Genomic DNA, 22,495 nt, shown 5'->3' with positions numbered 1-22,495 from the left:
CTCTAAGCTTCTGCCCTCGGCAGGGTCCTCTGTCAGCGGCAGCTGACAGGTCGGCCTGCGTGAGTGGAGTCCCGGGAGATCTACAAGCAGTGGCGTCAACTCTTATCCCTGACACAGAACGTCAGTCCGGAAGGCATTGCGAGGGTGCTCTCCGCGCCCGCGGGTTGCCGGTGACCAGGGTTCGTGGCCTCATGTAACGGGAAGGCGCGGTGCGGCCGCAAACCGTTACGGCAGGCCACGAAGCTTGCCGATGTGAGGGCGGGGGTTGCTGTCGCGTCGCAAACGCCCAGGTGGGCTCCGTCGGCTACAGCAATAGAGCGCTCTCGATCACCCGACAACTGGGGGCGGGGGCCGTGCCGTAGGCCTTGCTGTCGGGGTTCGAACGAGAGACACTGCACGTTAATAGAAACAGGCAGTTCATTTGCTTTCCTATGGGTGCGCTTACCAATCCCTTTGACCAGAACCGCAGCATGGTCGGGCGTCGCCGCCGGATCTGAGGCGTGACGTCGCCGGCAAAGACCCTGAGCTGGGTTGGCGAATGAGAGGACGGGGCATGCGTATTGGTGTGATTGGCGTGGGAGGACACGCCTCGGCGAACCTGTATCCGAACTTGCGCGCTGCCGGGCTGGAGCTGGTCGCGACCTGCGCGCGGCACCAGGATCGTGCCCAGGCGGCGGCCGAGATGTGGGGGGCCGAGCACGCGTTCGACGACCCGGAAAAGATGCTTGCCTCTGTCGAGCTTGACGGCGTCATTGTCTGCGTCAGTCCGGACGACTATGGCCCGCTCGTCAACCTGTGTCTCAAAGCTGGCAAGCCGGTGTTCTGCGACAAGCCCGGGGCTGGATCTGCGGCTGAAGCTCACGAACTCGCCGAACTCAGCAGGAATACCGGGACGCCTGTGGTGGTGGGATACATGAAACGCTTCGCCCCGGCCTACCGCCAGGCCCACGACATTGTGCGTTCGGCGGTTTTCGGCGCACCGTCGCTCGGGGCCTTCACGTTTGCGATGGGTCAGGGATTTGGGGGAGACCTGCGGACGTATCTGATCGACAATCCCGTCCATCATCTCGATCTGGCCAGGTACTTTCTTGGTGAGCTCTCCGACGTGCAGGCGCATGTGACAGAGTTGCCCGGCTTTGGGCACGCGGTAGCCGCCATCGCTCGGGCATCTTCAGGCGCCGTGTGCACCTTCAACCTGTGTACGACCGCTAGCTGGAATCAGCGCAATGAGTACGCCGAGATCTATGGCAAGGGACACGCCGTGTGGATCGACAACGTCGACACCTGCACCTATCGCCCACCAGAGCGACCTGAGCAGGTCTGGCGCCCCAACTACACCGTCCCGCTCCCGGTGAATTCTGGGCCGACGACAATGGGTTTCGTGCCGGAACTTGAGCACTTCCGGGACGTCGTAACGGGTGCGACGGAGAATCTCTCCGACATGACGAGTGCCGCGGCAACGTTGGCCCTTGCCGAACAGCTCTGCGAGATCGCCGGTGTGTAGTGCCCACCCATCGACCGAAGCCAAGCCGCCGCTGAAGCGGCTCCTTGGTCGGTGCAGACGGGCCTCTCCGTCGTCTGTGGGGCTTCTCGTGCTTGTGCGGTCGAGGCTCCGATGTCAGAACGATGGTCATTAGGAGGGCAGTCTCGAAAGTGTCACCTGGGCTGCCTGCCGGTCCCGTCGCACTTCGGAACGGAGTGCTCGATCACGACCTAATGAGCACGTTGGAAGAGCTGCCGTGGCTGGCGGGACCCGTACTACCGGCGCCGTGTCCGCGAACCTTTGTCGAGGTGGAGGAACCCGGTCGGCTCGGAGCTGTTGAGGGTTGTGCCGGGACAAGATACTCTGGTTAGAAATCATTAGTTTATTGTCCGAAACCAACTGATCGCCCTAGAATCCCTCCGTTAAGGCGGCGCCGACGTTGTTTGCCCAGGTCGTGGCGGGCTGCAGTGTTGCCGATCGGCTTGAGGTGCCGTGCCCGATGTGTCGGTGTGGCTGCGCGGCGCCCGTGTCGGCGCCGACGCATACGTGAACACCAGGACCGAGATTGGCGTGACGCACGTGAAACTATCGGCCGACAAGTGAACTTTGTGGCGCGGCTCTCCTTCTAGCCTCACGTTTCGGGTTGAACGCTGTAGGTAATGAAAATAGAAGATGTCTTGCTGTGGCGCTCTATCGGTGATAATCAGCTTTAAATTCCTGTGGAATCCGCCTCCTCGGCGGTACCGGACTTGCTGAAGTACGCTACGCCTGGAAATTAGCGTGGCTCCAAGTAGTAGACCTCGTACTGGTCAGTCAAGTCTGGGTGTGATGGTAATGACGGAGAGAAGAGTAGTGTTCCCAAGTGCTGGAATGGTCGAGCTCCAGAGCTTCGAACTGCCGGACGTTACTGATAATGACGTCCGAGTGAGTACCAAGTACTCGCTGATTAGCAATGGCACGGAGCACACTGCTCTCTACGGAAATTTTGAACAAGGAACCCACTGGGCCGACTACGTTCGTTATCCATTTAATCCTGGGTATTCGATTGTTGGGACAGTCACTGCGATCGGAGCCGAGGTTAAAGGGATATCCGAAGGCGACCATGTAGTTGCGCGCGTAGGTCATGCGTCGGGACATGTATTGCCATCAACGCAGTGCACGCCTATTCCCGGGGATGTATCTTTGGGTGATGCATGTTGGTTCGCTTTGGCGAAGATTTCTTTGATGGGAGCATTTGCGGCCGAATATGTCCTGGGCGACACGGTAGTGATCGTCGGCGCTGGCCCTATTGGGCAAATGTCCGTCAGATGGGCTAGCGCGGCCGGAGCGAAAGAGGTCGTTGTGGTCGACCCGGCCATAGCTCGACTGAAGATGGCGACTCTAGGGGGTGCCAGCGGTACGGTAGCTACCCAGCTGGACGCGGGGTTTGGTGACGTGATCGAGGCGTGCGAAGGTAAACGTCCGCGGGTGGTGGTGGATACAACCGGCAACGCGAGTGTATTGCCTAGCGCGCTAAGGCTGGTGGCAGATCAGGGCCGGCTCGTGTTGTTGGGCGACACAGGGAGGCCGAGCGAACAGAATTTGACCGTTGATCTGATTATCCGGGGAATTTCACTAGTTGGTGCTCACGACGGCCTGAGCAAGTATCAGCAAGAATTTTCTGAAGCTGGTGACCGGGGTCTGCACGAGCTCTTCTTTGAACTAGTGAGAACCGGAAGGTTCAGCGTTGACGGACTTGTGACACATAGATTTCGGCCGACGGAGTGTGTTGAGGCCTATGAAGCCGCGAGGGCGCGAGATGACGCGATCGGCATACGATTCGAATGGTGAAACGCTGGCTTCTGGGCGCCTTGCGCGGTCTCGGCCGGCGACACGTCATTGTGGGTGCGGCCGTGCCGCCATATTCCGCGTCGCTCTGTTGAGATTCTTGGCACTGGCCATAGTCATGTGTACGACAGCGACTGCTTTCGAGATCGTGGATGGTGTTTAAATGTATCGATATGGTGACGAAGAAGTTCAGGCTGTTGAGCGGGTTATCCGGTCGGGCAACTGGTTCAGGTATGGGGAGATCGGGAGCGGGAAGCTCACCGAGACGGAGGCGTTTGAACGGGAGTTGGCGAATGTAGTAGGGAGTAGTTACGCCTGTTTCACGACCAGTGGTACGGCGGCGCTTATGTGTTGCTACGCGGGACTCGGGCTTGGGCCGGGCGACGAGGTGATCGTTCCTGGGTATACCTTCATGGCAACTGCCTTAGCTCCTCTGCACCTTGGCGTGATTCCGATAGTGGTCGATGTTGACGACTCGCTCACGCTAGACCCGGAAGCGGTGGAGAGGGCCATAACACCTCGCACCAGGGCGATTAGTCCAGTTCATATGAATGGATTAATGTCCGACATGGACCGCCTAGAGCAAATAGCGGCGGAGAATGACTTGTTGATCATCGAAGACTCGTGTCAATGTGACGGCGGATACTGGCATGGCGGACGCCGTGCGGGCGGAATTGGACACACGGGTGCATACAGTTTCAACCTCTTCAAGATGATCTCATGTGGGGAGGGGGGAGCGTTTCTAACGAGTGACCAGCGAGTCTTCGAGCAAGCTCTTGTTTATCACGATGCATGGGCCTATCGGAGGCCATATAAAGGAGACTTAAACGTTGGCCTCTTTGAGGGTATTGATCTATTTGCCGGCATAAACTTGCGTGGCAATGAGATCATGGCCGCCATGATGCGGGTTCAGTTGGCACGTCTTGACGAGATTATAGATGATCTCCACCGGAATCGAAGCGTGATAAGCGAAAAGATCGAGGGGGTAGTCGAGCAGATATCCTATAATGGTGGGAGTCAAGCTGGTACGGGTTCCGCAATGGGGCTGAAGTTTGACGACGAACGCCGTGCTCGGGAGTTCTGCGAGGTGCTGAAGGAAGAAATAGGGACGCCTCAAGCGATTGCGCACCTGCCCATTGATCAGGATAAGCATGTTTATACAAGCTGGGACCCGCTCTTAAACAGGCGAGGGTCATATGTGCGTTCGTCAGATCCGTTCTTCCATGCACTGAATGATAACGCTCCTTCGTATCACGCCGACATGCTCCCTCGGACGCTTGAAACGCTCGCTAGAACCGTCATCTTGGCCATAAATCCGGACTGGGATGAGAGGGCTTGTGAGGGCATCTCGGATTCTGTTAGAAAGGCAGCGGAACGCACACTTTGACCTGACTTTACCACTGTGCTTAGTGACCTTTGATTCTGTCCAGGAGCTGCTGGGCTTGCTTGGGGATCTTTGGCTCGAGGGTGAGTCGCTGGCCGTTGTCCTCGATGGTTGCGGCGCGGATCCTGCGTAGGGTGCTGCTCTAGGCCGCCGTGGGCGGTGTACTCCCATTCCGCCTCGGTCGGCAGGCGCTTGCCCGCCCATTTCGCGTACGCACGGGCGTCACGCCACGTGACATGGACGACAGGATGGTTCACGCGGTCGTCAATGTTCGGAGTGTGGGCCTTCGGGCTGTCGCCAGTCCGCTCCGCGTACCTCGCGCCACCATAGGGCTTCGGCGGTGCCGCGGGTGGGTGGGAAGTCCTCAGGGAGATAGCCGGCGAAGACGAACGACATTTCCAGCCGCTCGGCCACTGTGACCCAGCCTGGGGCTTCGGTGACCGCGGCACCGCCGACGGTGCCACCTTCGCCTCCGGGTCGCTGGCTGCACAACACGCAGGCTTGGGGGGGGGGGGCATCGATGATCCTCCCGGGCGTGGCTGAGGCCGGCGCGATTACTTCGCGTCATCAAGAGTGAGCGGTTGGCCCTGGCTGGCGTCGACCGTCTGTGCCAAATACGTGTCCAAGTGTTTCCGCCGTCGCAGTGATCAATGTGGCGTTGTTGCAGCTCAGAGCCGATGCGGTGGGAGCATGCGGGACGTCTCAGGAGAGTTCGGGACGTCTCAGGGAGCGGTGAGGTCTTGGTCCATATTTGGACAAGGAGGCAGAGCCGTAATGGTCCAGAAGCGCGTGCCAGAGGGCGCGATCCAGGTCACCGCCCCCAACGGCGTGACGTGGACGCGGCAGCCAGAGGGCCGCTCCACCGCGTCGGAGTTCCTTCATGCGCTGGACGATTTCTGCAGGCTGGAGGACTTGTCGCGGCAGTGGAACTGGTGGCAGGAAGGCCGACGTGACCAGGAACACGACCGACTGTGGCAAATCGTCAGCGAGTGGGACAACGGCGCGCCCAAGGTAAGCAAGGCTGAAGCTGAAGCATTCGCCCAGGCCGAGATGGGCAAGGTCCACGAGAGTCTCGAAGCGGACAGGAAGCACCGGACTGACCTCGTCGCCCGATCGTATGACAAAGACCGTGAACACCTGCGCCTGCGCCTGCTGCGAACCGAGTCCGACGCCGCATTCTTCACCCACGTTCTCACCAATCCCGCGAGCCCTGCGCAGCAAAAGGACGCCCAACGCCGCCTCGCCGACCGCCGGGCCACGGCGGAGGAGCTCCGACGACAGCTCGGCGACCCCGAACAGGTCATCGACAGTGGTGGCTTCCTGCCCGCCGAGCGGCGCGAGTTCAATCTCCGGTCGCACATGGACTACTGGCGCCACCCCGTCCTCCGCAAGTGGGCGAAGACCGACCGGCGGCGGTTTAACGCCCTGCTGAAGATGCCGATGCCCGACCCAACTGCCATGTGCCCTGAATGCCAGGCACCTACGGAATGGCACGAGTACGACCTGTCGCTACAGTTGTTCGAACGACCGCCTGGTCCGGATTCCACGGCGGCGACAATCGCGCGACTGATGCCGGGCTGGTGGGAGAGATGCCCCGCCTGCACGGCCTACAAGATCGAACACCAGTGGGGCGGAGCACTTGCAATGCCCGACTTCGACTACGAGCAGTGGCGCGCCATGCTCCCGCCCATGCTCCGCACAATCTTCACCCCGGCCGAGCCGAAGCCCGAGCGAAAGCAACAGCCCAGGCCCAAGCCGCTCGCGGTCATCACGCCAGGCTCGATCAACGAGGTAATGGACCGGCTGGCAGAGGCCCAGGTCAAGCATCCGAATGCGCAACTGCGCCGTGGGAAGGGGGACACATGGGAGTTGTGGCCATCCTAACCACTGCAGGTCGCGACGGCTCTGCCGCTGTATCGGTAGCGTGCCTCTGACCGGAACGCTGTTGCGCGTGGCAGCGGCCTTTACGTGGCTCGCCTTCGGACCGACCACCCGCTTCTGCTCGGTGATCGTGAGCAGGATTGGTCGTGGGTTCGGGGTAAAAGCCCAGGTGGGCTCCGGTGACAGCGGCAGTATCGCGCTCATGATCACCGCGTTATGGGGCAGGGCTTCACGTGTGCGTCGCGGGATCGGTCGGCGGCGGCCGGATTGTTCTGCACTGCGCCGTCGGCTGCAGGCACGAGCTTGGCGCTCGGAGTTTGGTATACCTGCCAGAGAGCCAATTGATCTAACCAAACTCTGCCTCGCAGGGGAGCTTCGTGGCCTCATGTAACGGAAAGGCGTGGTATTCGGCCGCAAACCGTTACGGCAGGCCACGAAGCTTGCCGAGGTGAGGACGGGTAAGAGCCCTACCCCGGGTTTGTGGCTATGCCGCGGCGGATCAGGCGACGGTCGAAGCGGTGCTGAGCTGAACCGGGCGGCCCGATGCGGCGGAGGCGTAACCAGCCTCCACAATCCGTGCCGTGCGGACACCAACCGAACCGTCCGGCTGCGGCGGTACACCGGTGCGGATCCCGTCGAGGAACGTCGCCAGCAGCGACTGGTCCGCGTCGGCGCCGTACGGCAGCCACACCTGGGTCCCTTGGGCAGCGTCGAAGCCGTCCACGCGCTGGCCGAAGGCGTCCATGTCGGCCACTCCGGCGGAGCCGACCACCTGGAGGGTGAGCCCACCCCAGGTCGGGTAGGCGTCGGGTTTGGACCAGCTGCAGTCGACGGTCATCACGACGCCGTTCGCGTACTCGACGGACACCAGGCCGGCGGTCTCCACCGCGACATCGTCGTGATGCAGCACCCGGTTGGTCTGGGCGTAGACACTCACGGCAGGAACTCCGTCCAGCAAGGCATCGACCAGGTCGGCGACGTGTACGGTGTGGTCGGTCAACGCGCCGCCACCAGCCAGCTTCGCATCGGTGAACCAGGCCCGGCCCGCCGGGAGGCGGCCGTTGTTGGTGCCGGTGATCGCGTGCACCGTCCCGACCGACCCGGCGTTCACCGCCTCCTGGAGCGCGGCAAACGCGGGGGAGAAGCGCACCGGGAACGCCACCATGAGGTGGACGCCGGCTGCTGCGCACGCCTGCACCATGGCTTCGGCATCCGACACGGACGTCGCCAGCGGCTTCTCACAAAGCACGTGGGCTCCCGCGGCGGCGGCTTGCTCGACGTGCGCGCGGTGGTGGGCGTTCTCCGAGCACACGACGACGCCGTCGGGCCGCCACTCGAGGAGCTCGTCGACACTGTCGACGTAGCGCACACCGAACTGGGCGGCCAGCTCCGGGCCGCCGCTCTCGCCGGGCCGGTCGGCGTAGCCGGGATCGGTCGCCAGCACCTCGATACCGGGCGTCGCCAGCAGGGAATGCACATAAGACGCTGCGTGCAGGTGGGCGAAGGACAGTAAACCGATCTTCATGCGGGCACCTCCACGTCGTCGTTGCTGAGTTCGACCGTCTCGCCGCTGGCGATCGAGGCGTTGGCGGCCTCGGCCAGCCGGACGGCAGCCAGTCCGTCCGCGGCGTTCACCGGGGGAGGCGGGCCGCCGTTGAAAGCGGTGAGGAACGCGCGCATCTCGGTGAGGAACGGGCTCTCGGTGAACGCGGTGCCCGGGAGGAGCCCACGCGACTCGGCAGCTGCGCCGCCGTCGATGGTCAACGGCGAACGAGCTCTGGAGTCGTGATGCACGATGCCACCGGTTCCCGCCACCTCGAACGTGGTGCGGAACGCTGAACCCGGTGGTGCCCACGTGCCCGTCACGTAGCTGATGGCGCCGCCCGTGTGGGTCAGGATCGCCTGGGCGGAGACCACGCCGCGCCCGCCGTCGTCGTCGGGGCCGACGACCTTGCGCGCGAACACCCGCTCAACTTCGCCAGCGGTCCACCGGGCGAAGTCGAGGTCGTGGATCATCTGGTCCATCACGATGCCACCGCTCAGGGCGTCGTCGCCGAACCAGTCCCGCACCGGCCGCGAGCCCGACCTGGTGAAACGCTGAACCGCGACAGTGCCGACACCGCCCGCTGCGACGTGCTTCTGCATGGCGGCGTACTCGGGAAAGAAGCGCACCACATGCGCCGGGAAAATCTGCACGCCCGCGCGCTCGCAGGCGTCGACCAGCTCGGCGGCCACGACGCTGGATGATGCCAACGGCTTCTCGCAGACCACGTCACATCCGGCCGCCGCGGCGGCGAGGACGACGTCGGGATGGGCGAAGGTCGGCGTACACACGTCGACGATGTCAGCGCCTTCGAGCGCATGCTGCAGGCTCGGCGCCACCTGGGCGGGCTGATGCCGGGCCACCAACTCTTCGGCATCGGCCGTCGAGTACACCCGCACCCGCGCTCCCAACGCGAGCCAGGCTGCCAGGTGGACCCCGGCGATGCCGCCGGCGCCGATCAGGGCGACTTCCGCTGGTGTGTCATTGGTCGTCACACGTGCTCCTCTTTCGAATGGGCAACTGCCACCTCATCATGATCCGCGCCGGGTCTCGGCCGCTGGGTCCCGCTCATCCCTTGCTCCCGGTCAGGGCGATGCCCTGGACGAACTGACGCTGCAACACCAGGAAGACCAGCAACATCGGCAGGCTTGCCAACAGCGCGCCGGCCATGAGCGCCGGATAGTTGGTCTGGAACTGGCCCTGCAGGGTGGTCAGCCCAGCACTGATGGGCATCACATTCGGGTCCGTGTTCACCACCAGCGGCCACAGCAGGTCGTTCCAGGAGTTCATCATGGTGATCACCGCGAGCGCGGCCAAGGCGGGGCGAACCAGCGGCAGCATCACGCTCCAGTAGATCCGCAGCCGGCTCGCGCCGTCGAGCAGGGCCGCCTCTTCCAGTTCGGCCGGGATCGTCAAGAAGAACTGGCGCAGGAGAAACGTGCCGAACGCGGAGAACAGGCCGGGCAAGATCAGCGCGGGGATGGTGTTGAGCAGGTCGAAGGTGGCCATCAGCTCGTACTGGGGCAGGATGAGCAGTTGCCCGGGAACCATCAGCACGGACAGGAACAGGGCGAACAACAGCTCCCGGCCGGGGAAGCGTAAACGGGCGAACGCATAGGCCGCGAGCGAGCACAACATGACCTGGCCGACGGTGCGCACGAACGCCACGATGACCGAGGTCCGGAGCTGTTCGGCGAACGGCAAGACTTCGAATATCTCGGTGAAGACCGCCCATTCCCAGCGAGACGGCAAGATCTGCACTGGTACGGCGACCGCCTCGGCCTGTGTCTTGAACGCCGTCAGGATCTGCCAGGCGAACGGGAAGATCATGACGACCGCGCCGGCGATCAACACCGCATGGGTGATCACGCTGCCGACGCGTGTTCCGCGCGCCGACCTGCGTCGTCGAAGCGGAGACACCGTGCTGGCGGGGGAGGGCGTCGTCGTACTAGTCATAGAACACCCATTTCTTCTGCAGCCGGAACTGCACCGCGGTGAGCGCTGCGATCAGCAGCATCAGCAGGAACGCCAGCGCGGTGGCGTTGCCCTTGTTGTTCTCCACGAACGCCATCTGGTAGAAGAGCGTCACGATCGACTGAGCCGAGTTGAACGCCGGGTTGGCGCTGGAGCTCTGCGACATGACGTAGATCAGGTCGAAGATCTGCAGGGTGGCGATCACATTGATCACCGAGCAGAAGAAGATGCTCGGACTCAGCAACGGGATTACCACGAGGAAGAAGCGGCGTATCGGTCCGGCGCCGTCCAGCTCGGCAGCCTCGAGGTAGGTCTGGGGGATCGCCTTGATCCCGGCGATGAAGATCACCAGGTAGTACCCGATCTGCGACCAGACCTGCACGATGCCGATGGCCAGCAGCGCGGTGGACGGGTTGGCCACCCAGTAGGTGCCGGAGACGCCGAAGCTGCTCAGGAAGGCGTTGATCAGGCCGTAGTCGCCGTTGTACAGCCACTTCCACACCATGCCGCTGGCGACGGGCAACGTGACGAACGGGATGAAGTACAGCGTCCGGTACACGCCGACGCCCCGTAGCCCGGGTTTGTTCAGCAGCGCGGCGATGATGATGGCGATCGGGATCACGAGCAGGCCGATCACCATGTAGAGCAGGGTGTTGCCGAGGGCGCGCCAGAACAGCTCGTTGCGGAAGACAGCCGCATAGTTGGTGAAGCCGTTGAACGTGTTCCCGCCGAAGGGTCCCCATTCGGTGAAGCTGAGCGCGAATGTGGCGACCGCCGGGTAGATGTACAGCACCAGCAGGCCGAGCCCGACCGGGGCGATGAACAGGTAGCCGATCATCCCGCCTCGCATGCGCGAGCGGATCGGACGACGGCGCCGGCCCGTTTCGATGGGCGCGACCGGGGCGGGGGTGGTAGTGGGCGCGGCCATACTCACGGCTCCTGTTCCAGGACGAGGTTCATCACCGACGCCAAGGAGTGCGACGCGTCGGCCACCGACCGGCTCGGATCGCCGATCCAGGCGTCGCCCAAGATGGTGTACTGCTGGTTCTCCCAGGTATTGGTGTCCATCGAGATCGGGTACGCGGTGCAGTCCGGGATCTGGTCGATGAACGCCTGGAGATTGAACTCGGGTTTGGAGTCGAGGTAGCCGGCTTCAGTGCCGGCGAAGCTCGGGAGGATAGTGCCGCTGGCACCCTGGATCTCTCCGACCTCGCGGGTAGCCATGAACTTCACGAACTCGTAGGCGGCGTCCGGAAATGCGGTGCGCGCGTTGATCACGTTGGCGAGTCCGTGGATGACGTTGCCCCGGCTGCGCCCTTGCGGCAGCACCGCGATGTTCGTCCGCTCCCGGATCGCCTCGTCGTCGTACGCCTCGACCGCGTCGTTCGGCAGCCCGTAGTACATCGCCAGCTTCCCGCCGAGGAAGAGCGAGCGCCCCGTCGTGTCCGCGGTGGCCATCGCGTTCGGTGCCAGGTCCGCGTTGATCAGCTCAGTCCAGAACTGCAGGCCGCCGATCGTGTGGTCGTCGGCGAACCCGGACTCGCGGCCGTCGACGACCCAGCCGTCGTTCTGGAAGATGGCTGGGTAGAGATTGCGTTGCCGGTCCAGCGCCGAGCTGATGCCGAACTGTCCGCGGCTGTGAACCCGGAACTCTCGGCAGGCGTCGCGCACGGTCTCCCAGGTCCAGGTGTCGTCCGGGTAGGGAACACCGGCTTCGTCGAACAGTTCGGTGTTGTAGTACAGGGAGATGCAGTCGTAGTCCTTCGGGATGCCGAACTGGGTGCCCTCGTAGGCGTAGAGGTCCACCAGATTCTCCGGGTGATCCGACAGGTCGATGCCGTCCGCGGCCAGCCGGTCCGAGATAGGCAGCAGCGTGCCGTAGTGCGCGAAGCGGCGGCTGTTCGGACCGTTCATCCAGAACACGTCCGCCGCGCCGCCTCCGGTGATCGAGGTCTGCAGCCGCGTCCAGTACGTGCTGAATGGCGTGAGCTGTATGGTCACGTCGATGTCTGGGTGTTCTCGCCGGAATGCCGCGATCACCTCCTGCATGGCCGGGACCTGCAACTGGTCCCACATCCCGTACGAGATCGACGCGCGTCCGTGCCCGCGTTCGGCGTCGTCGCCGGAACCTGAGCAGCCGAGCAAGGCGGCCACTGGCGTGGCGGCGGCCGCGCGCAAGAAGTCGCGGCGTCTCATCCTGTCCTCCCGGTCTCGGAGCGATCATTCACCCGAAGCTCGCCGGGCGTGGGCTCCGGTGCGCCACTGTGTGCGCCGGCTGGTTGGGCGAGGAGCACTGCCGGTGCGCTGGCGAGTGGACGCAGCCGGGCGTCGGCCCGGGCGGCGGTGAGGAATGCCGCATGAGCGCCGCCGAGGGCGACGGCGGTCTCGGCCAGCTCACCGAGCACGATCGGCGGGGCGACGTCGTCGTTGAAGGTGACGGCTGCCCGGACGCCTTCGAGCAAGGGTGCGCCAGCCAGGCTCAGGCCACCCCCCAGCACCACTACATCCGGATCGAGGATCTTCGCGAGGTTCTCCACCGTGAAGCCGAGCCGGTGGCACAGTTGCGTGACGCGCTCCTGAGCATCCTGGTCGCCTTCAGCGGCGCGGGCGAATACCTCGGGAATGCGTGGGTCGTCCTGGCTGGCCGACTCGCCCAGCAGAATCGCCGGCGGGTCGACGAACATGGCGGGTGCCGAGCCGATCTCGCCGCTGGCGCCGTTGCGGCCCCGGTGGACCTGTCCGCCGATGATGAGCCCGGCACTGACCCGGCGCCCGGCCAGCACGTAGATGACGTCGTCGCGCAGCCGTGCCGCTCCGGCCCAGCGTTCGCCCGCGGCGGCGAGGTTCGCGTCGTTGACGACGTCGACGGTGCAGCCGGACCACTTCGAGACCGCTCGCCCCACGTGGAACCCGGTCCAGTCGGGGATCACCGACGATCGGGTGATCCGGCCCGATTCGTCGACGATGCCGGGAACCCCGAGGCATAGGCCGAGCAGCTCGCTCACCCGCAGACTTAGCGCGGCGGCGGCTTGGGTTATGGCGGCCTGCACTCGCGCGATCCGCTCGTCGCCGGGTGCGGCAGGGTCGAGATCGTGCCGGAGCTGGTGACGGACGGTGCCAGTGCAGTCGACGATCACGACGAGCACCTTGTGTAGGCCAATGTCCACGCCGGCGACAAATCCGGCATCAGGGTTGACGGAATATGGCCGAGCTGGACGCCCCGGCGCCGAGCTGGCGCCGCTGCGCGCGTCGCCTTGCACGATCCATCCGTCGTCGCTCAGCTCACCCAAGATGGCAGTGAGTGTCGGCCTGGATAGACCCGTAGATGAGCGCAGGTCAGCGAGGGATAGCTGCCCGTGAGGGCCGAGCGCGGCGATGACACGCTGAGTGTTCGCCAGGCGCTCCGCGGACGGGCCGGACAACTCCACGCTCTCAGCACCACCTTCCATCGGCGTCTCCATCGGCCAATTAGGTAAAGGGCATTGACTTAAGCGGAGAGCATAGGCCACGTCGTGCGAACGGTCTAGACCTTCGCGTCGACGAATCGCGGAGTTGGGGACGTGCCAGGGGCTGGCAGGCATTGGTCGCTGGCCACAGCATGGCCGGTTGACCCGCCACCTATGCTGTGGATGACGAAGATCACCGCAGCGTGCGGTTGCGTGCCGAGAGGAGAAACACGGTGGGTCTGGCCAATCGCTTCCGGTCGGGAGCCAGCGACCCGGGAGAGAGTGGCGAGTCATCCGCGGAGCGCAGTTGGGTGCAGCCTGTCCTCGATCGCGTCCCGTCGCCGAGCTATCCGCTGACCGAAGACTGGGAGATCTCCGTCGCCGCGATGCTGCGGATGATCCCTCGTGTTCCCAAGATCGCGACGAAGCCGCTGGGCATGCTCGATCGCATGGGTGCGATTCATATCGGGCTACACAAGGTGGGATTCGACGGGAACGAGGTCCCGTGGGACAAGGTCGTGGAGATCCGCACCCACGACGTCCGGGCTCTCATGGCCGATCAGTTGGTGGAGTACGAGCTCGCGCGATGGCGGCGTGTACTGCCGCCGGTACCGGGTCGGGCGTGGGTAGTCGGTAAAGCGGGGGAGCTGCTCGTCACTCTCGTGCTCGCTGCGGTCATGGCGCGGTCGGCGGGGAAGGACGCCGTCGGCGCGCTCTTGAGCGTCGAGGCAGCTCATGACGACGCGGACGACGTGGCCCGGGCCGAGGCCGAGCTGAAGGAGGTGGGCGCCGTCGTCGAAGCTATCGAGGACGTGGAGGCCATCGAGGCGGCTCTTGACGAGACGGAGGTGGAGCTGGCCAAGGCAGCCCTTGACGAGGCGGACGTGGAGTTCGGTGAAGCGGAGAGAATCGCGGACAACGCCGCGGTGATCACCCGAGTGCCCGCGGAGATCGTCTACCGCACGACATTGCGCCGCCGCCGCACCACGCAGGTGAGTCTGACCTCGATGTTGCTGCTCATGGCCATACCGTCGGCGACGCCGGCGCTGCTGGAGACGGCGCGGTCGAAGGAGATCGTGATCACCGACGTCCCGCCGACCGACGCCGATCTCGCCAAGTCCGCCCAGCGGGCCCAAGCGCTTGTGAATCGACTTGCCTTGCGCCGGCGCAAGGACGAATGAATGCAGCTTCGTGGCCTGGCGTAACGGATAGGGCTGGATTCGAGGCCGTAAACGTTACTTGAGGCCACGAGGCTGAGTTGCGTCAGATCGGGTGGATTCTCTCTTCGGGCCGGCAGCGAAGGTCATTCGGGGCCGACTGCTTGATGTAAGTGATGAGAAACGGGCCTGGAGCCGGGTATCCTAGCTGGTCAGTAAGTGTGCTCCCCGCGGACGCGGGGATGATCCGGGCTCGCCGAAGTCGTCGCCGAACTCGCGTTGGTGCTCCCCGCGGACGCGGGGATGATCCCCTGCCGTAGAAGGCGGTGGGGCCGATCTGGGCGTGCTCCCCGCGGACGCGGGGATGATCCGAAGTAGGTCACCATGGCCACCCCCGTGCCCTTGTGCTCCCCGCGGACGCGGGGATGATCCCGGGTGCGCCGCCGGGGACCAGGCCCGAAAAGAGTGCTCCCCGCGGACGCGGGGATGATCCTCATGGACACGCGGAATGGGGGCACGCTCAGGCGTGCTCCCCGCGGACGCGGGGATGATCCCAGCCGTGACAGCCTCACCCGGTGGTTGTGGCGGTGCTCCCCGCGGACGCGGGGATGATCCGCTCGACGACAAGAGCGCCGGTTACCGGTTCGCGTGCTCCCCGCGGACGCGGGGATGATCCTCGCTCGATGTGCGGAATTGCCCGCTGTAGGCCGTGCTCCCCGCGGACGCGGGGATGATCCGGGGGGTTTCAACGCACGCTCGACGCCGTCGAGGTGCTCCCCGCGGACGCGGGGATGATCCGACGCAGTGGCTTGTCGCTGAGTGGTTCAAGGAGTGCTCCCCGCGGACGCGGGGATGATCCCGGTTCTACGAACAGGAAGCCCTTGCCAGGGATGTGCTCCCCGCGGACGCGGGGATGATCCCCGGTCAGGCGGCGACGCACGAACGCCCGCGGTGTGCTCCCCGCGGACGCGGGGATGATCCGGTCCCCGAACTCGGGCCGGTCGTGTTCCCCGCGTGCTCCCCGCGGACGCGGGGATGATCCCGGAACCGCCTTCATGGTCGAGCAAGTTGGTGAGTGCTCCCCGCGGACGCGGGGATGATCCTGTCTTCGCTGGTGACGACGGGCTGGTCGGTGAGTGCTCCCCGCGGACGCGGGGATGATCCGGCAAGGACTACGGGGACAATGGAATCTCAGCAGTGCTCCCCGCGGACGCGGGGATGATCCGATTCCCAGCGACGCCGGGTTCCGCGGACGCCCGTGCTCCCCGCGGACGCGGGGATGATCCCGGAACCGCCTTCATGGTCGAGCAAGTTGGTGAGTGCTCCCCGCGGACGCGGGGATGATCCTACGACACCGACGCAGATATGCCGGATCGAGCAGTGCTCCCCGCGGACGCGGGGATGATCCGTTCTCCGCCGCGACCTTGATGCGCGGACCGAGGTGCTCCCCGCGGACGCGGGGATGATCCTGCCCTGGTCGGCCTCCGACTGGTTCGGCCGGAGTGCTCCCCGCGGACGCGGGGATGATCCGATCGTGCAAGAAGGGCCGCGAATTTTCTGGGTGTGCTCCCCGCGGACGCGGGGATGATCCGTTGATCGTGTTGATCCGAACCACGCGGCCGATGTGCTCCCCGCGGACGCGGGGATGATCCCACACCGTTGAACAGCACGGTCTTACCCGTCCCGTGCTCCCCGCGGACGCGGGGATGATCCGTCCCCCCTCGGACACCATCTCTACCTGCGGTAGTGCTCCCCGCGGACGCGGGGGATGGTCGAATCCAGCTTCGTGGCCTGGCGTAACGGATGGGGCCGGATTCGTACCGGGAAACGTTACGGGAGGCCACGAAGCTCAGCGGAGCGAGGTTGTGGGGTGATACTGGTCCGGCGGTTTCCGCCGGACCAGCAAAAGGGGCCGGGTGGGTCGCTTTGCGATCCGTACGGCCACCAGCGAGTACTCGCCACGACAAGACTCGGCAGCGAAAGCAACGGAGGCACCGTGATTTCGTGCCGTGTCGCTGACCAGCGCTTCTGCGGAGTTCGGCAAGAATGTAGAAGCCAGTCCTTTGCGGTGGATGTGGAAGTGAGCCCGGGAAGTTCCCGCTCGAAGTGGGGTCCCGGGTTTCGCGCGTCTCTGAGCCCCGCGCTGCCCAACTCTGGTCTAGAGGACGAGTTCGATGATCTTGTCGTCCAGGATCTTCCGGTAAGGCGGCTTTCCTGTGTATCGCACCATTACCACACCGGCGACGACAGATGAGGCGGCGAGCGGACGCAAACGCGGACCAGGTATGTGGTGTTTCACCGCAGGGAGATTGCCGATGGTCTGGGTGATCACTGCACGCTGTTGTGGCTCTCGGGTTACGGAGTAGATGGCGGGAATCGCTTCGTCACGTTGAGTTACCGGATTCGAGGACCAAGGTCCCTTGTGTAACCGGGTGATCATGCGCGAGTGTGTTGCGGCATTACGCCTCGTATGGCCCTGATCATCGGTGGTTGTGTCCGGGGTGTCATTTAGCTTCAGGACCGGTCGCGTCGGGTGGGACCGACAGCCGCGACCGGCGGGCTGCCTTCGCGGCAGCGGAAGCTCAAGGAGGGCGGGATGGGCATTCAGCTCGACGTGGCGGCGCGGTCGGTATGGGCGAAGTCGCGCAACGGTGCCGGGGAGTGGCTGCCGCTCTGGCAGCACATGGACGACTCGGCGGATGTCGCCTCGCGATTATTCGACGACTGGCTCGCTCCCAGCGCCGCAACACTGATCGCCAGAGACTTCGGCGCCGACCGGGATTCGGCGCGATGCGCTGTGCGGTTTCTGGCGGGTGTACACGACATCGGCAAGGCGACGCCTGCATTCGCGGTGCAGGACCAGTGGTTGGGGCACCGGATGAGTCGACACGGCCTGATTACCCCGTCAACCAAGGCTGAACTCGACGAGCGGACGCGCGCGCACCATACGGTCACTGGTCATCATGTGCTCAAGCGCTGGCTCACGGCCCGCGGGTGGAGCGGTCGCTCCGCGAGTGCGTGGGCGGTCGTCGTCGGCGGTCACCACGGGGTTCCGCCGGACGACACGGGCTTGACCTGCACACCGGCGGGTTATCCGCTGCTCTATGGGGAAGGGCTGTGGCACGACGTCCGCAATGAGCTGCTGGAGCGGCAAGCCGAGCGTTCCGGTGCGGCAGAGCTGCTCGACGTGTGGGCGAGCGTGCGACTGTCTCAGCAGACACAGGTGCTGCTGACCGGCCTGGTCATCATGGCCGACTGGATCGCCAGCAACGAGAAGCTGTTCTCGTTCCGCGCGGGTGAGCTCCCGGATGTCGTGGACGAGACCGCGCGTGCTCAACGAGCGCTGGCTACGCTGAAGCTTCCGACGCCATGGCGGCCGAAGACCTGGGGCGAGGACACATCGGCGCTGTTCATGGAGCGTTTCGCCTTTCCCGGCGGCGCGTCGCCGCGTCCGGTGCAGAACGCAGCGGTCGAGGTGGTCCGTACGACATCGGAGCCGGGCATACTCGTCATCGAAGCGCCGATGGGGGAGGGCAAGACCGAGGCGGCGCTGGCCGCGGCGGAGCTGCTTGCGGAGCGCTACGGCGCGGGTGGGTTGCTCATGGCGCTGCCGACGCAGGCGACGAGCGATGCGATGTTCGCCCGGGTGGTCGACTGGCTGGACACGATGGGTTCGACCGACCAGAAGATCGGCGCCTCGGTCATGCTCACGCACGGTAAGAAGCGATTCAACCGGCTGTTCCACGGGTTGATGCAGGCCGGCTGGCTGCATGAGATCGGCCGCGACGAGGAGCGGAAGAAGACGGAGCACGCCGTGGTCGCCCATTCCTGGATGGCTGGGCGAAAGACCGCGCAGCTGGCCAATTTCACCATCGGCACGATCGACCAGCTGTTGTTCGCGGGGTTGAGGTCGCGGCATTTGATGCTGCGACACCTCGGCTTGGCCGGGAAGGTCGTCGTCATCGACGAGGTTCACGCCTACAACCCGTTCATGAGTTCGTACTTGATGAGGGTCCTGACGTGGTTGGGTGCATACGGGGTGCCGGTGGTGGCGCTTTCCGCCACGTTGCCGGGGGAACGTCGCCGCGAACTCGTCGAGGCCTATCAGCGTGGTCGAGCGCGGCTGACCGGCGATGACACGGCACAGTCCGCCGTCGAGGTCGACGGCGACATCGGGTATCCGGTGCTGACATGGACCGACGGCAGCACGGTCGGTACCCGGGTCACCGAGCCGTCCGGCCGCGGCACCACCGTGTACCTGGAGGCGCTCGACGTCGACGAAGCCGGTGACGACACGGAATCGTTGGTCAGCACCTTGCGGGAAGCCCTGTCCGACGGCGGGAACGTCCTCGTCGTCCGCAACACGGTCCGCCGCGTACTTGCCACCGCGCAGCGGCTGGAAGAGGTCTTTCCCGGTGAGGTGACAGTGACCCATGCGCGCTTCATCACCGCGGACCGGGTCCGCAAGGACGAGGAACTGCTCGACATGTTCGGCTCGCCGCGCCGGGCTAAGGAACGGCCGCGGCGGCACGTCGTCGTTGCGTCACAAGTGGTCGAACAGTCCCTGGATGTGGACTTCGACCTCCTGGTGACTGACCTGGCGCCGGTCGATCTGGTGTTGCAGAGGCTGGGCCGTGTCCACCGGCATCAGCGAGGTGAGGGGCAGCGGGAGCGCCCGGCCAAGGTGCGTCGTGCCCGGGCGTACATCGGGGGGACCGACTTCACGCAGAGCCCGCCAGTGCTGGAGCCGTTGGCCGCTCGGTACGTCTACAGCGCGCACGTGCTGTACCGGGCGGCGGCTGCGTTGCGGCCGCACCTGGGTGGGGAACTGGACCTGCCGGATGACATCGCTCCGGTGGTCCAGCAGGCCTATGGACCCGGCGACCTTGGCCCGCCGGAGTGGCAGGCCGCGATGGCCGCCGCCGCGACGGCGTGGCGAGAACGCGTTGACCGGTGGCAGGCGGAAGCCGACACCTTCCAGATCCTGGATCCGGGTCAGCCCGGTCAGGCGATCACCGGTTGGGTCGCGGCCAGCGCCGGCGAGGCCGACGACGATGATGCGACGGGGCAGGGCCAGGTTCGCGACGGCGCGCCGAGCCTGGAGGCGATGGTGATTCAGTTCGGGGCGGACGGCCGGGTGCGCACGCCGCCGTGGCTCACCGAGGGCCGTGGGGGTTTGGAGATCCCCCGTGACTCCGCGCCGAATGACGATCTCGGCGAAGTGATGATCTCTTGCGCGATCCGCTTGCCACTCGATTTCAGCAACGCCGACGACGAGGAAGCGATCTGGATGGCGACGCCGCCGGCCTGGGAGCAGTCACCGCTGGTCTATCGCCTGCCGGCGCTCTTCGTAGATGAGGAGGGATGGGGCGAGGTCAACGGACGCCGTGTCCGCTACACGGCTCAGAGGGGATTGGAGGTGTTCCGAGATTGATGAATGACAACGGATTCAACCTGCTCGACGAGCCGTGGATCATGGTGCTCACGCCCAGCGGCGACGAGAAACAGGCCTCGATCCTCGACGTCTTCGAAATGGCTCCGGAGCTGGTCACCGTGGGAGGAGAGGTTCCTACTCAGGGCTTCGCGATCACCCGGATGTTGCTCGCGTTCCTGCACCGAGCTGTGGACGGACCGGCAAGCAAAGATGACTGGACCGAGTTGTGGCAGGCCGACACCCTGCCACTGGACCGGATCCACGAGTACGCCGACAGGTACAGGAATCGCTTCGATCTGTTCGACCCGGAACAGCCGTTCTTTCAGGTTTCCGACCTGAGGACGGCGAAGGGCGAGGTCAGCGGGCTGGAGAAGATCGTGGCCGATGTTCCGAACGGGGCACCGTACTTCACGACCCGTTCGGCGGCCAGCCTGGACCGGATCGAAGCGGCCGAGGCGGCCCGCTGGCTCGTGCACGCGCATGCGTTCGATGCGTCGGGCATCAAATCCGGCGCGGTGGGTGATCGCAACGTCAAGGGTGGCAAGGGTTACCCCATCGGGACGGGGTGGAGCGGACAGATCGGGGGAGTGCTGCCCGAAGGCCGGAACCTGCGGGAGACATTGCTGCTCAACCTCATCGGACGCGACGCCGAGACGTACCTGCGCATCGGCGGCACCGCCGACGTCCCGCCGTGGGAGCGCAAATCCGACAGCGCCGCATGGGATGACAATCGCCCGCCTCGAGGGGCGATCGACATGTACACGTGGCAGACCCGGAGGGTCCGGCTGGCAGGAGGTCGGGCCGGCGTGACCGGCGTGGTCCTGGCCAACGGCGACAAGATACTGCCGCAGAACCGGCACATCTACGATCCGCATTCGGTGTGGCGCTACAGCGAACCTCAGACCAAGAAGTACGGGCACACCGTGAACATGCCGCGCATGCACAACCCGACCCGGGCGGTGTGGCGCGGGCTCGCCGCCATGCTGCCGTCCGTGTACGGGCGGCGGTCGAGCGGTACGGAGCCGCAGGCATTCCTGGCGCCGGGCGTCATGCAATGGATCAGCAGCCTCGTCGTCAACGATCACCTGCCCGAGGACTACGTCGTTCGCACCAGGGCGATTGGCGCGGAGTACGGCGCACAGAGCGCTACGTTCACCGAGATGATCGACGAGTCGCTGACCATGGCCGTCGCCCTGGTGAGCGAGCAGAGCGTCGCGCTGGGAAACACCGCCAAGGGTGCGGTCGACGATGCCAAGAAGGCGGCAAGCGCGGTGTGGAAGTTCGCGGAGAACGTCGCTCGAGCCGGGGGAGCGGAGCCCAAATCGGGAGCGGGCGATCGCACGGAAGAAGCGCTGTACGCCGCTTTGGAAGAGCCGTACCGGCGGTGGCTCGCAGGGCTGACGAGCCGCACGGACACCGGTGCGGCGCGAGAGGTATGGCAGAAGGTGGTCCGGGACCGATGCTGGCCGGTGGTCCGCGAGGTGATCGAGGCCGCAGGGCCAGCGGCCTGGCGCGGGCGAGAGGTCAACAAGCGACTGGTCAATGTGTCCGTGGCCGAAGCGTGGTTGCGCGCTGCCCTGAGGCAGGCGCTGCCTCGAGCATTCCCCGATCGACGAGCCACACCTGAGACATCACCCGGTGCCACGCAGACACCACGTGAGGAGACGACATGACAACCGACACTGCCGCCACTGATGTGGTGGAGCCGGAGCGGCGGTCCAGGCCGTTGCGCGACCTCGGGTTCGCGCTGGATCGCAAGATCACTCGATTGCAGAAGGAGTACCTCGGTGGCCGGTCGGCGGCGCGTGCCAGCCTTGCGCGCCTGCGCCGTGGGCTCGGCAAACCCGCCGGCAGTGTGCCGGACATCTGGGAGACCACGATCGGTACCGTTCCTTCTGAGCTGAGCTGGGACCGCGACCGGCCGAGCCCCGCGGAGGAAGCCGCGCACGCCGCGCTCACCTTGTACGCGCTGCACCAGCAGTCGCAGTCGTGGCCTGCTCACGTGCCGGGGGTCTCCTTCGGTCAGGCTGTTCGCCGCCTTGCCACGCGGGCAGAGACCAGCGAAGAAGCCGTGACCAGACGGTTCATGGCGGTGGCCACCGCGCAGACTATCGACGAGATCCTTGTCCACGTGCGCGGGTTGGTGACCCAGCTCAAGTCGGCGCACATCGGCCTCGACTACGCCCGCTTCGCCGACGACATCCATGGACTGCTGCGGCCGTCGTGGCAGCGCTCGATCCGGCTGGCCTGGGGGCGCGACTTCTATCGCGTGGCCGCGTCCATAGACGCGACCGACGACACCGACGACGCCGATGCAAGCGACGACGGCGCGACCACCACGAACTCTGACGACCAATAGGAGAAGA

15 protein-coding genes, 1 pseudogene and 1 CRISPR repeat array are annotated in these 22,495 nt (G+C 65.1%); of the genes and pseudogenes, 8 read left to right on the top strand and 8 right to left on the bottom strand.

Annotation, left to right across the window (positions count from 1 at the left end; translation table 11 throughout):
• Nucleotides 1-538 precede the first annotated feature (538 nt).
• The 3 genes from F7O44_RS06030 to F7O44_RS29565 all read left to right on the top strand — a co-directional run bounded on the left by F7O44_RS06030 (nucleotide 539) and on the right by F7O44_RS29565 (nucleotide 4,697).
• Nucleotides 539-1,504 carry a Gfo/Idh/MocA family protein gene (locus tag F7O44_RS06030; protein ID WP_343073814.1) on the top strand — a complete coding sequence of 322 codons (966 nt, stop codon included), beginning with the start codon at nucleotides 539-541 and terminating at the stop codon, nucleotides 1,502-1,504.
• 807 nt (nucleotides 1,505-2,311) lie between these two features.
• Entirely contained in the window at nucleotides 2,312-3,313 is a 1,002-nt protein-coding gene (locus F7O44_RS06025; protein ID WP_222851104.1) for a zinc-dependent alcohol dehydrogenase, read from the top strand.
• 160 nt (nucleotides 3,314-3,473) lie between these two features.
• The gene (locus F7O44_RS29565; protein ID WP_162449176.1) at nucleotides 3,474-4,697 is read left to right on the top strand and encodes a DegT/DnrJ/EryC1/StrS family aminotransferase; all 1,224 of its coding nucleotides are present in this window, start codon (nucleotides 3,474-3,476) and stop codon (nucleotides 4,695-4,697) included.
• A 128-nt stretch (nucleotides 4,698-4,825) separates the two neighbouring features.
• On the opposite strand, the pseudogene F7O44_RS31640 reads toward F7O44_RS29565, so the two are convergent.
• Nucleotides 4,826-5,138: pseudogene (locus F7O44_RS31640) on the bottom strand (SUMF1/EgtB/PvdO family nonheme iron enzyme); the annotation flags it as partial.
• Between the two features lie 330 nt (nucleotides 5,139-5,468).
• Here F7O44_RS31640 and F7O44_RS06010 point away from each other — a divergent pair.
• Nucleotides 5,469-6,578, top strand: coding sequence for a hypothetical protein (locus tag F7O44_RS06010; protein WP_162449175.1), 1,110 nt, complete (start codon nucleotides 5,469-5,471; stop codon nucleotides 6,576-6,578).
• A 496-nt stretch (nucleotides 6,579-7,074) separates the two neighbouring features.
• Here the strand turns inward: F7O44_RS06010 and F7O44_RS06005 are convergent, their stop codons facing one another.
• The 6 genes from F7O44_RS06005 to F7O44_RS05980 all read right to left on the bottom strand — a co-directional run bounded on the left by F7O44_RS06005 (nucleotide 7,075) and on the right by F7O44_RS05980 (nucleotide 13,541).
• The gene (locus tag F7O44_RS06005) at nucleotides 7,075-8,100 is read right to left on the bottom strand and encodes a Gfo/Idh/MocA family protein (RefSeq protein ID WP_162449174.1); all 1,026 of its coding nucleotides are present in this window, start codon (nucleotides 8,098-8,100) and stop codon (nucleotides 7,075-7,077) included.
• On the bottom strand, nucleotides 8,097-9,113 hold the full coding sequence (locus F7O44_RS06000; protein WP_162449173.1) for a Gfo/Idh/MocA family protein: 1,017 nt from the start codon (nucleotides 9,111-9,113) through the stop codon (nucleotides 8,097-8,099). Before F7O44_RS06000 ends, F7O44_RS06005 begins: the two co-directional genes overlap by 4 nt.
• A 73-nt stretch (nucleotides 9,114-9,186) precedes the next feature.
• Nucleotides 9,187-9,948: a carbohydrate ABC transporter permease gene (locus F7O44_RS05995; RefSeq protein ID WP_343073838.1), complete on the bottom strand. Its 762-nt coding sequence runs from the start codon at nucleotides 9,946-9,948 to the stop codon at nucleotides 9,187-9,189.
• 118 nt (nucleotides 9,949-10,066) lie between these two features.
• A complete protein-coding gene (locus F7O44_RS05990) occupies nucleotides 10,067-11,020 on the bottom strand; it encodes a carbohydrate ABC transporter permease (RefSeq protein WP_174255881.1) in 954 nt (317 codons plus the stop codon).
• A gap of 2 nt (nucleotides 11,021-11,022) precedes the next feature.
• Entirely contained in the window at nucleotides 11,023-12,288 is a 1,266-nt protein-coding gene (locus F7O44_RS05985; protein WP_162449170.1) for an ABC transporter substrate-binding protein, read from the bottom strand.
• Entirely contained in the window at nucleotides 12,285-13,541 is a 1,257-nt protein-coding gene (locus F7O44_RS05980) for an ROK family transcriptional regulator (RefSeq protein ID WP_162449169.1), read from the bottom strand. The genes F7O44_RS05985 and F7O44_RS05980 overlap by 4 nt, the downstream gene beginning before the upstream one ends.
• Before the next feature lie 230 nt (nucleotides 13,542-13,771).
• Between F7O44_RS05980 and F7O44_RS05975 the strand changes: the two genes are divergently transcribed.
• A complete protein-coding gene (locus F7O44_RS05975; protein WP_162449168.1) occupies nucleotides 13,772-14,719 on the top strand; it encodes a hypothetical protein in 948 nt (315 codons plus the stop codon).
• Between the two features lie 197 nt (nucleotides 14,720-14,916).
• Nucleotides 14,917-16,408: direct repeats of the CRISPR family, unit length 28 nt; unit sequence GTGCTCCCCGCGGACGCGGGGATGATCC.
• 445 nt (nucleotides 16,409-16,853) lie between these two features.
• On the opposite strand, the gene F7O44_RS05970 is transcribed toward F7O44_RS05975, so the two are convergent.
• The gene (locus F7O44_RS05970; RefSeq protein WP_162449167.1) at nucleotides 16,854-17,027 is read right to left on the bottom strand and encodes a hypothetical protein; all 174 of its coding nucleotides are present in this window, start codon (nucleotides 17,025-17,027) and stop codon (nucleotides 16,854-16,856) included.
• Nucleotides 17,028-17,291: 264 nt separating this feature from the next.
• On the opposite strand from F7O44_RS05970, the gene cas3 reads away from it, so the two are divergent.
• The 3 genes from cas3 to casB are packed head-to-tail and all read left to right on the top strand — an operon-like array spanning nucleotide 17,292 to nucleotide 22,488.
• Nucleotides 17,292-20,129: a CRISPR-associated helicase Cas3' gene (gene cas3, locus F7O44_RS05965; RefSeq protein WP_162449166.1), complete on the top strand. Its 2,838-nt coding sequence runs from the start codon at nucleotides 17,292-17,294 to the stop codon at nucleotides 20,127-20,129.
• Complete coding sequence (gene casA / locus F7O44_RS05960) at nucleotides 20,129-21,802, top strand: type I-E CRISPR-associated protein Cse1/CasA (RefSeq protein WP_162449165.1); 1,674 nt, start codon at nucleotides 20,129-20,131, stop codon at nucleotides 21,800-21,802. The genes cas3 and casA overlap by 1 nt, the downstream gene beginning before the upstream one ends.
• Nucleotides 21,799-22,488: a type I-E CRISPR-associated protein Cse2/CasB gene (casB, locus tag F7O44_RS05955; protein ID WP_162449164.1), complete on the top strand. Its 690-nt coding sequence runs from the start codon at nucleotides 21,799-21,801 to the stop codon at nucleotides 22,486-22,488. The genes casA and casB overlap by 4 nt, the downstream gene beginning before the upstream one ends.
• Nucleotides 22,489-22,495: the final 7 nt, after the last annotated feature.

Origin of the sequence: Phytoactinopolyspora mesophila (assembly GCF_010122465.1) — a bacterium.
Classification (GTDB): Bacteria; Actinomycetota; Actinomycetes; order Jiangellales; family Jiangellaceae; genus Phytoactinopolyspora; species Phytoactinopolyspora mesophila.
The sequence above is the reverse complement of the archived record's forward strand: the minus strand, read 5'-3'. Positions and strand labels throughout refer to the sequence as shown.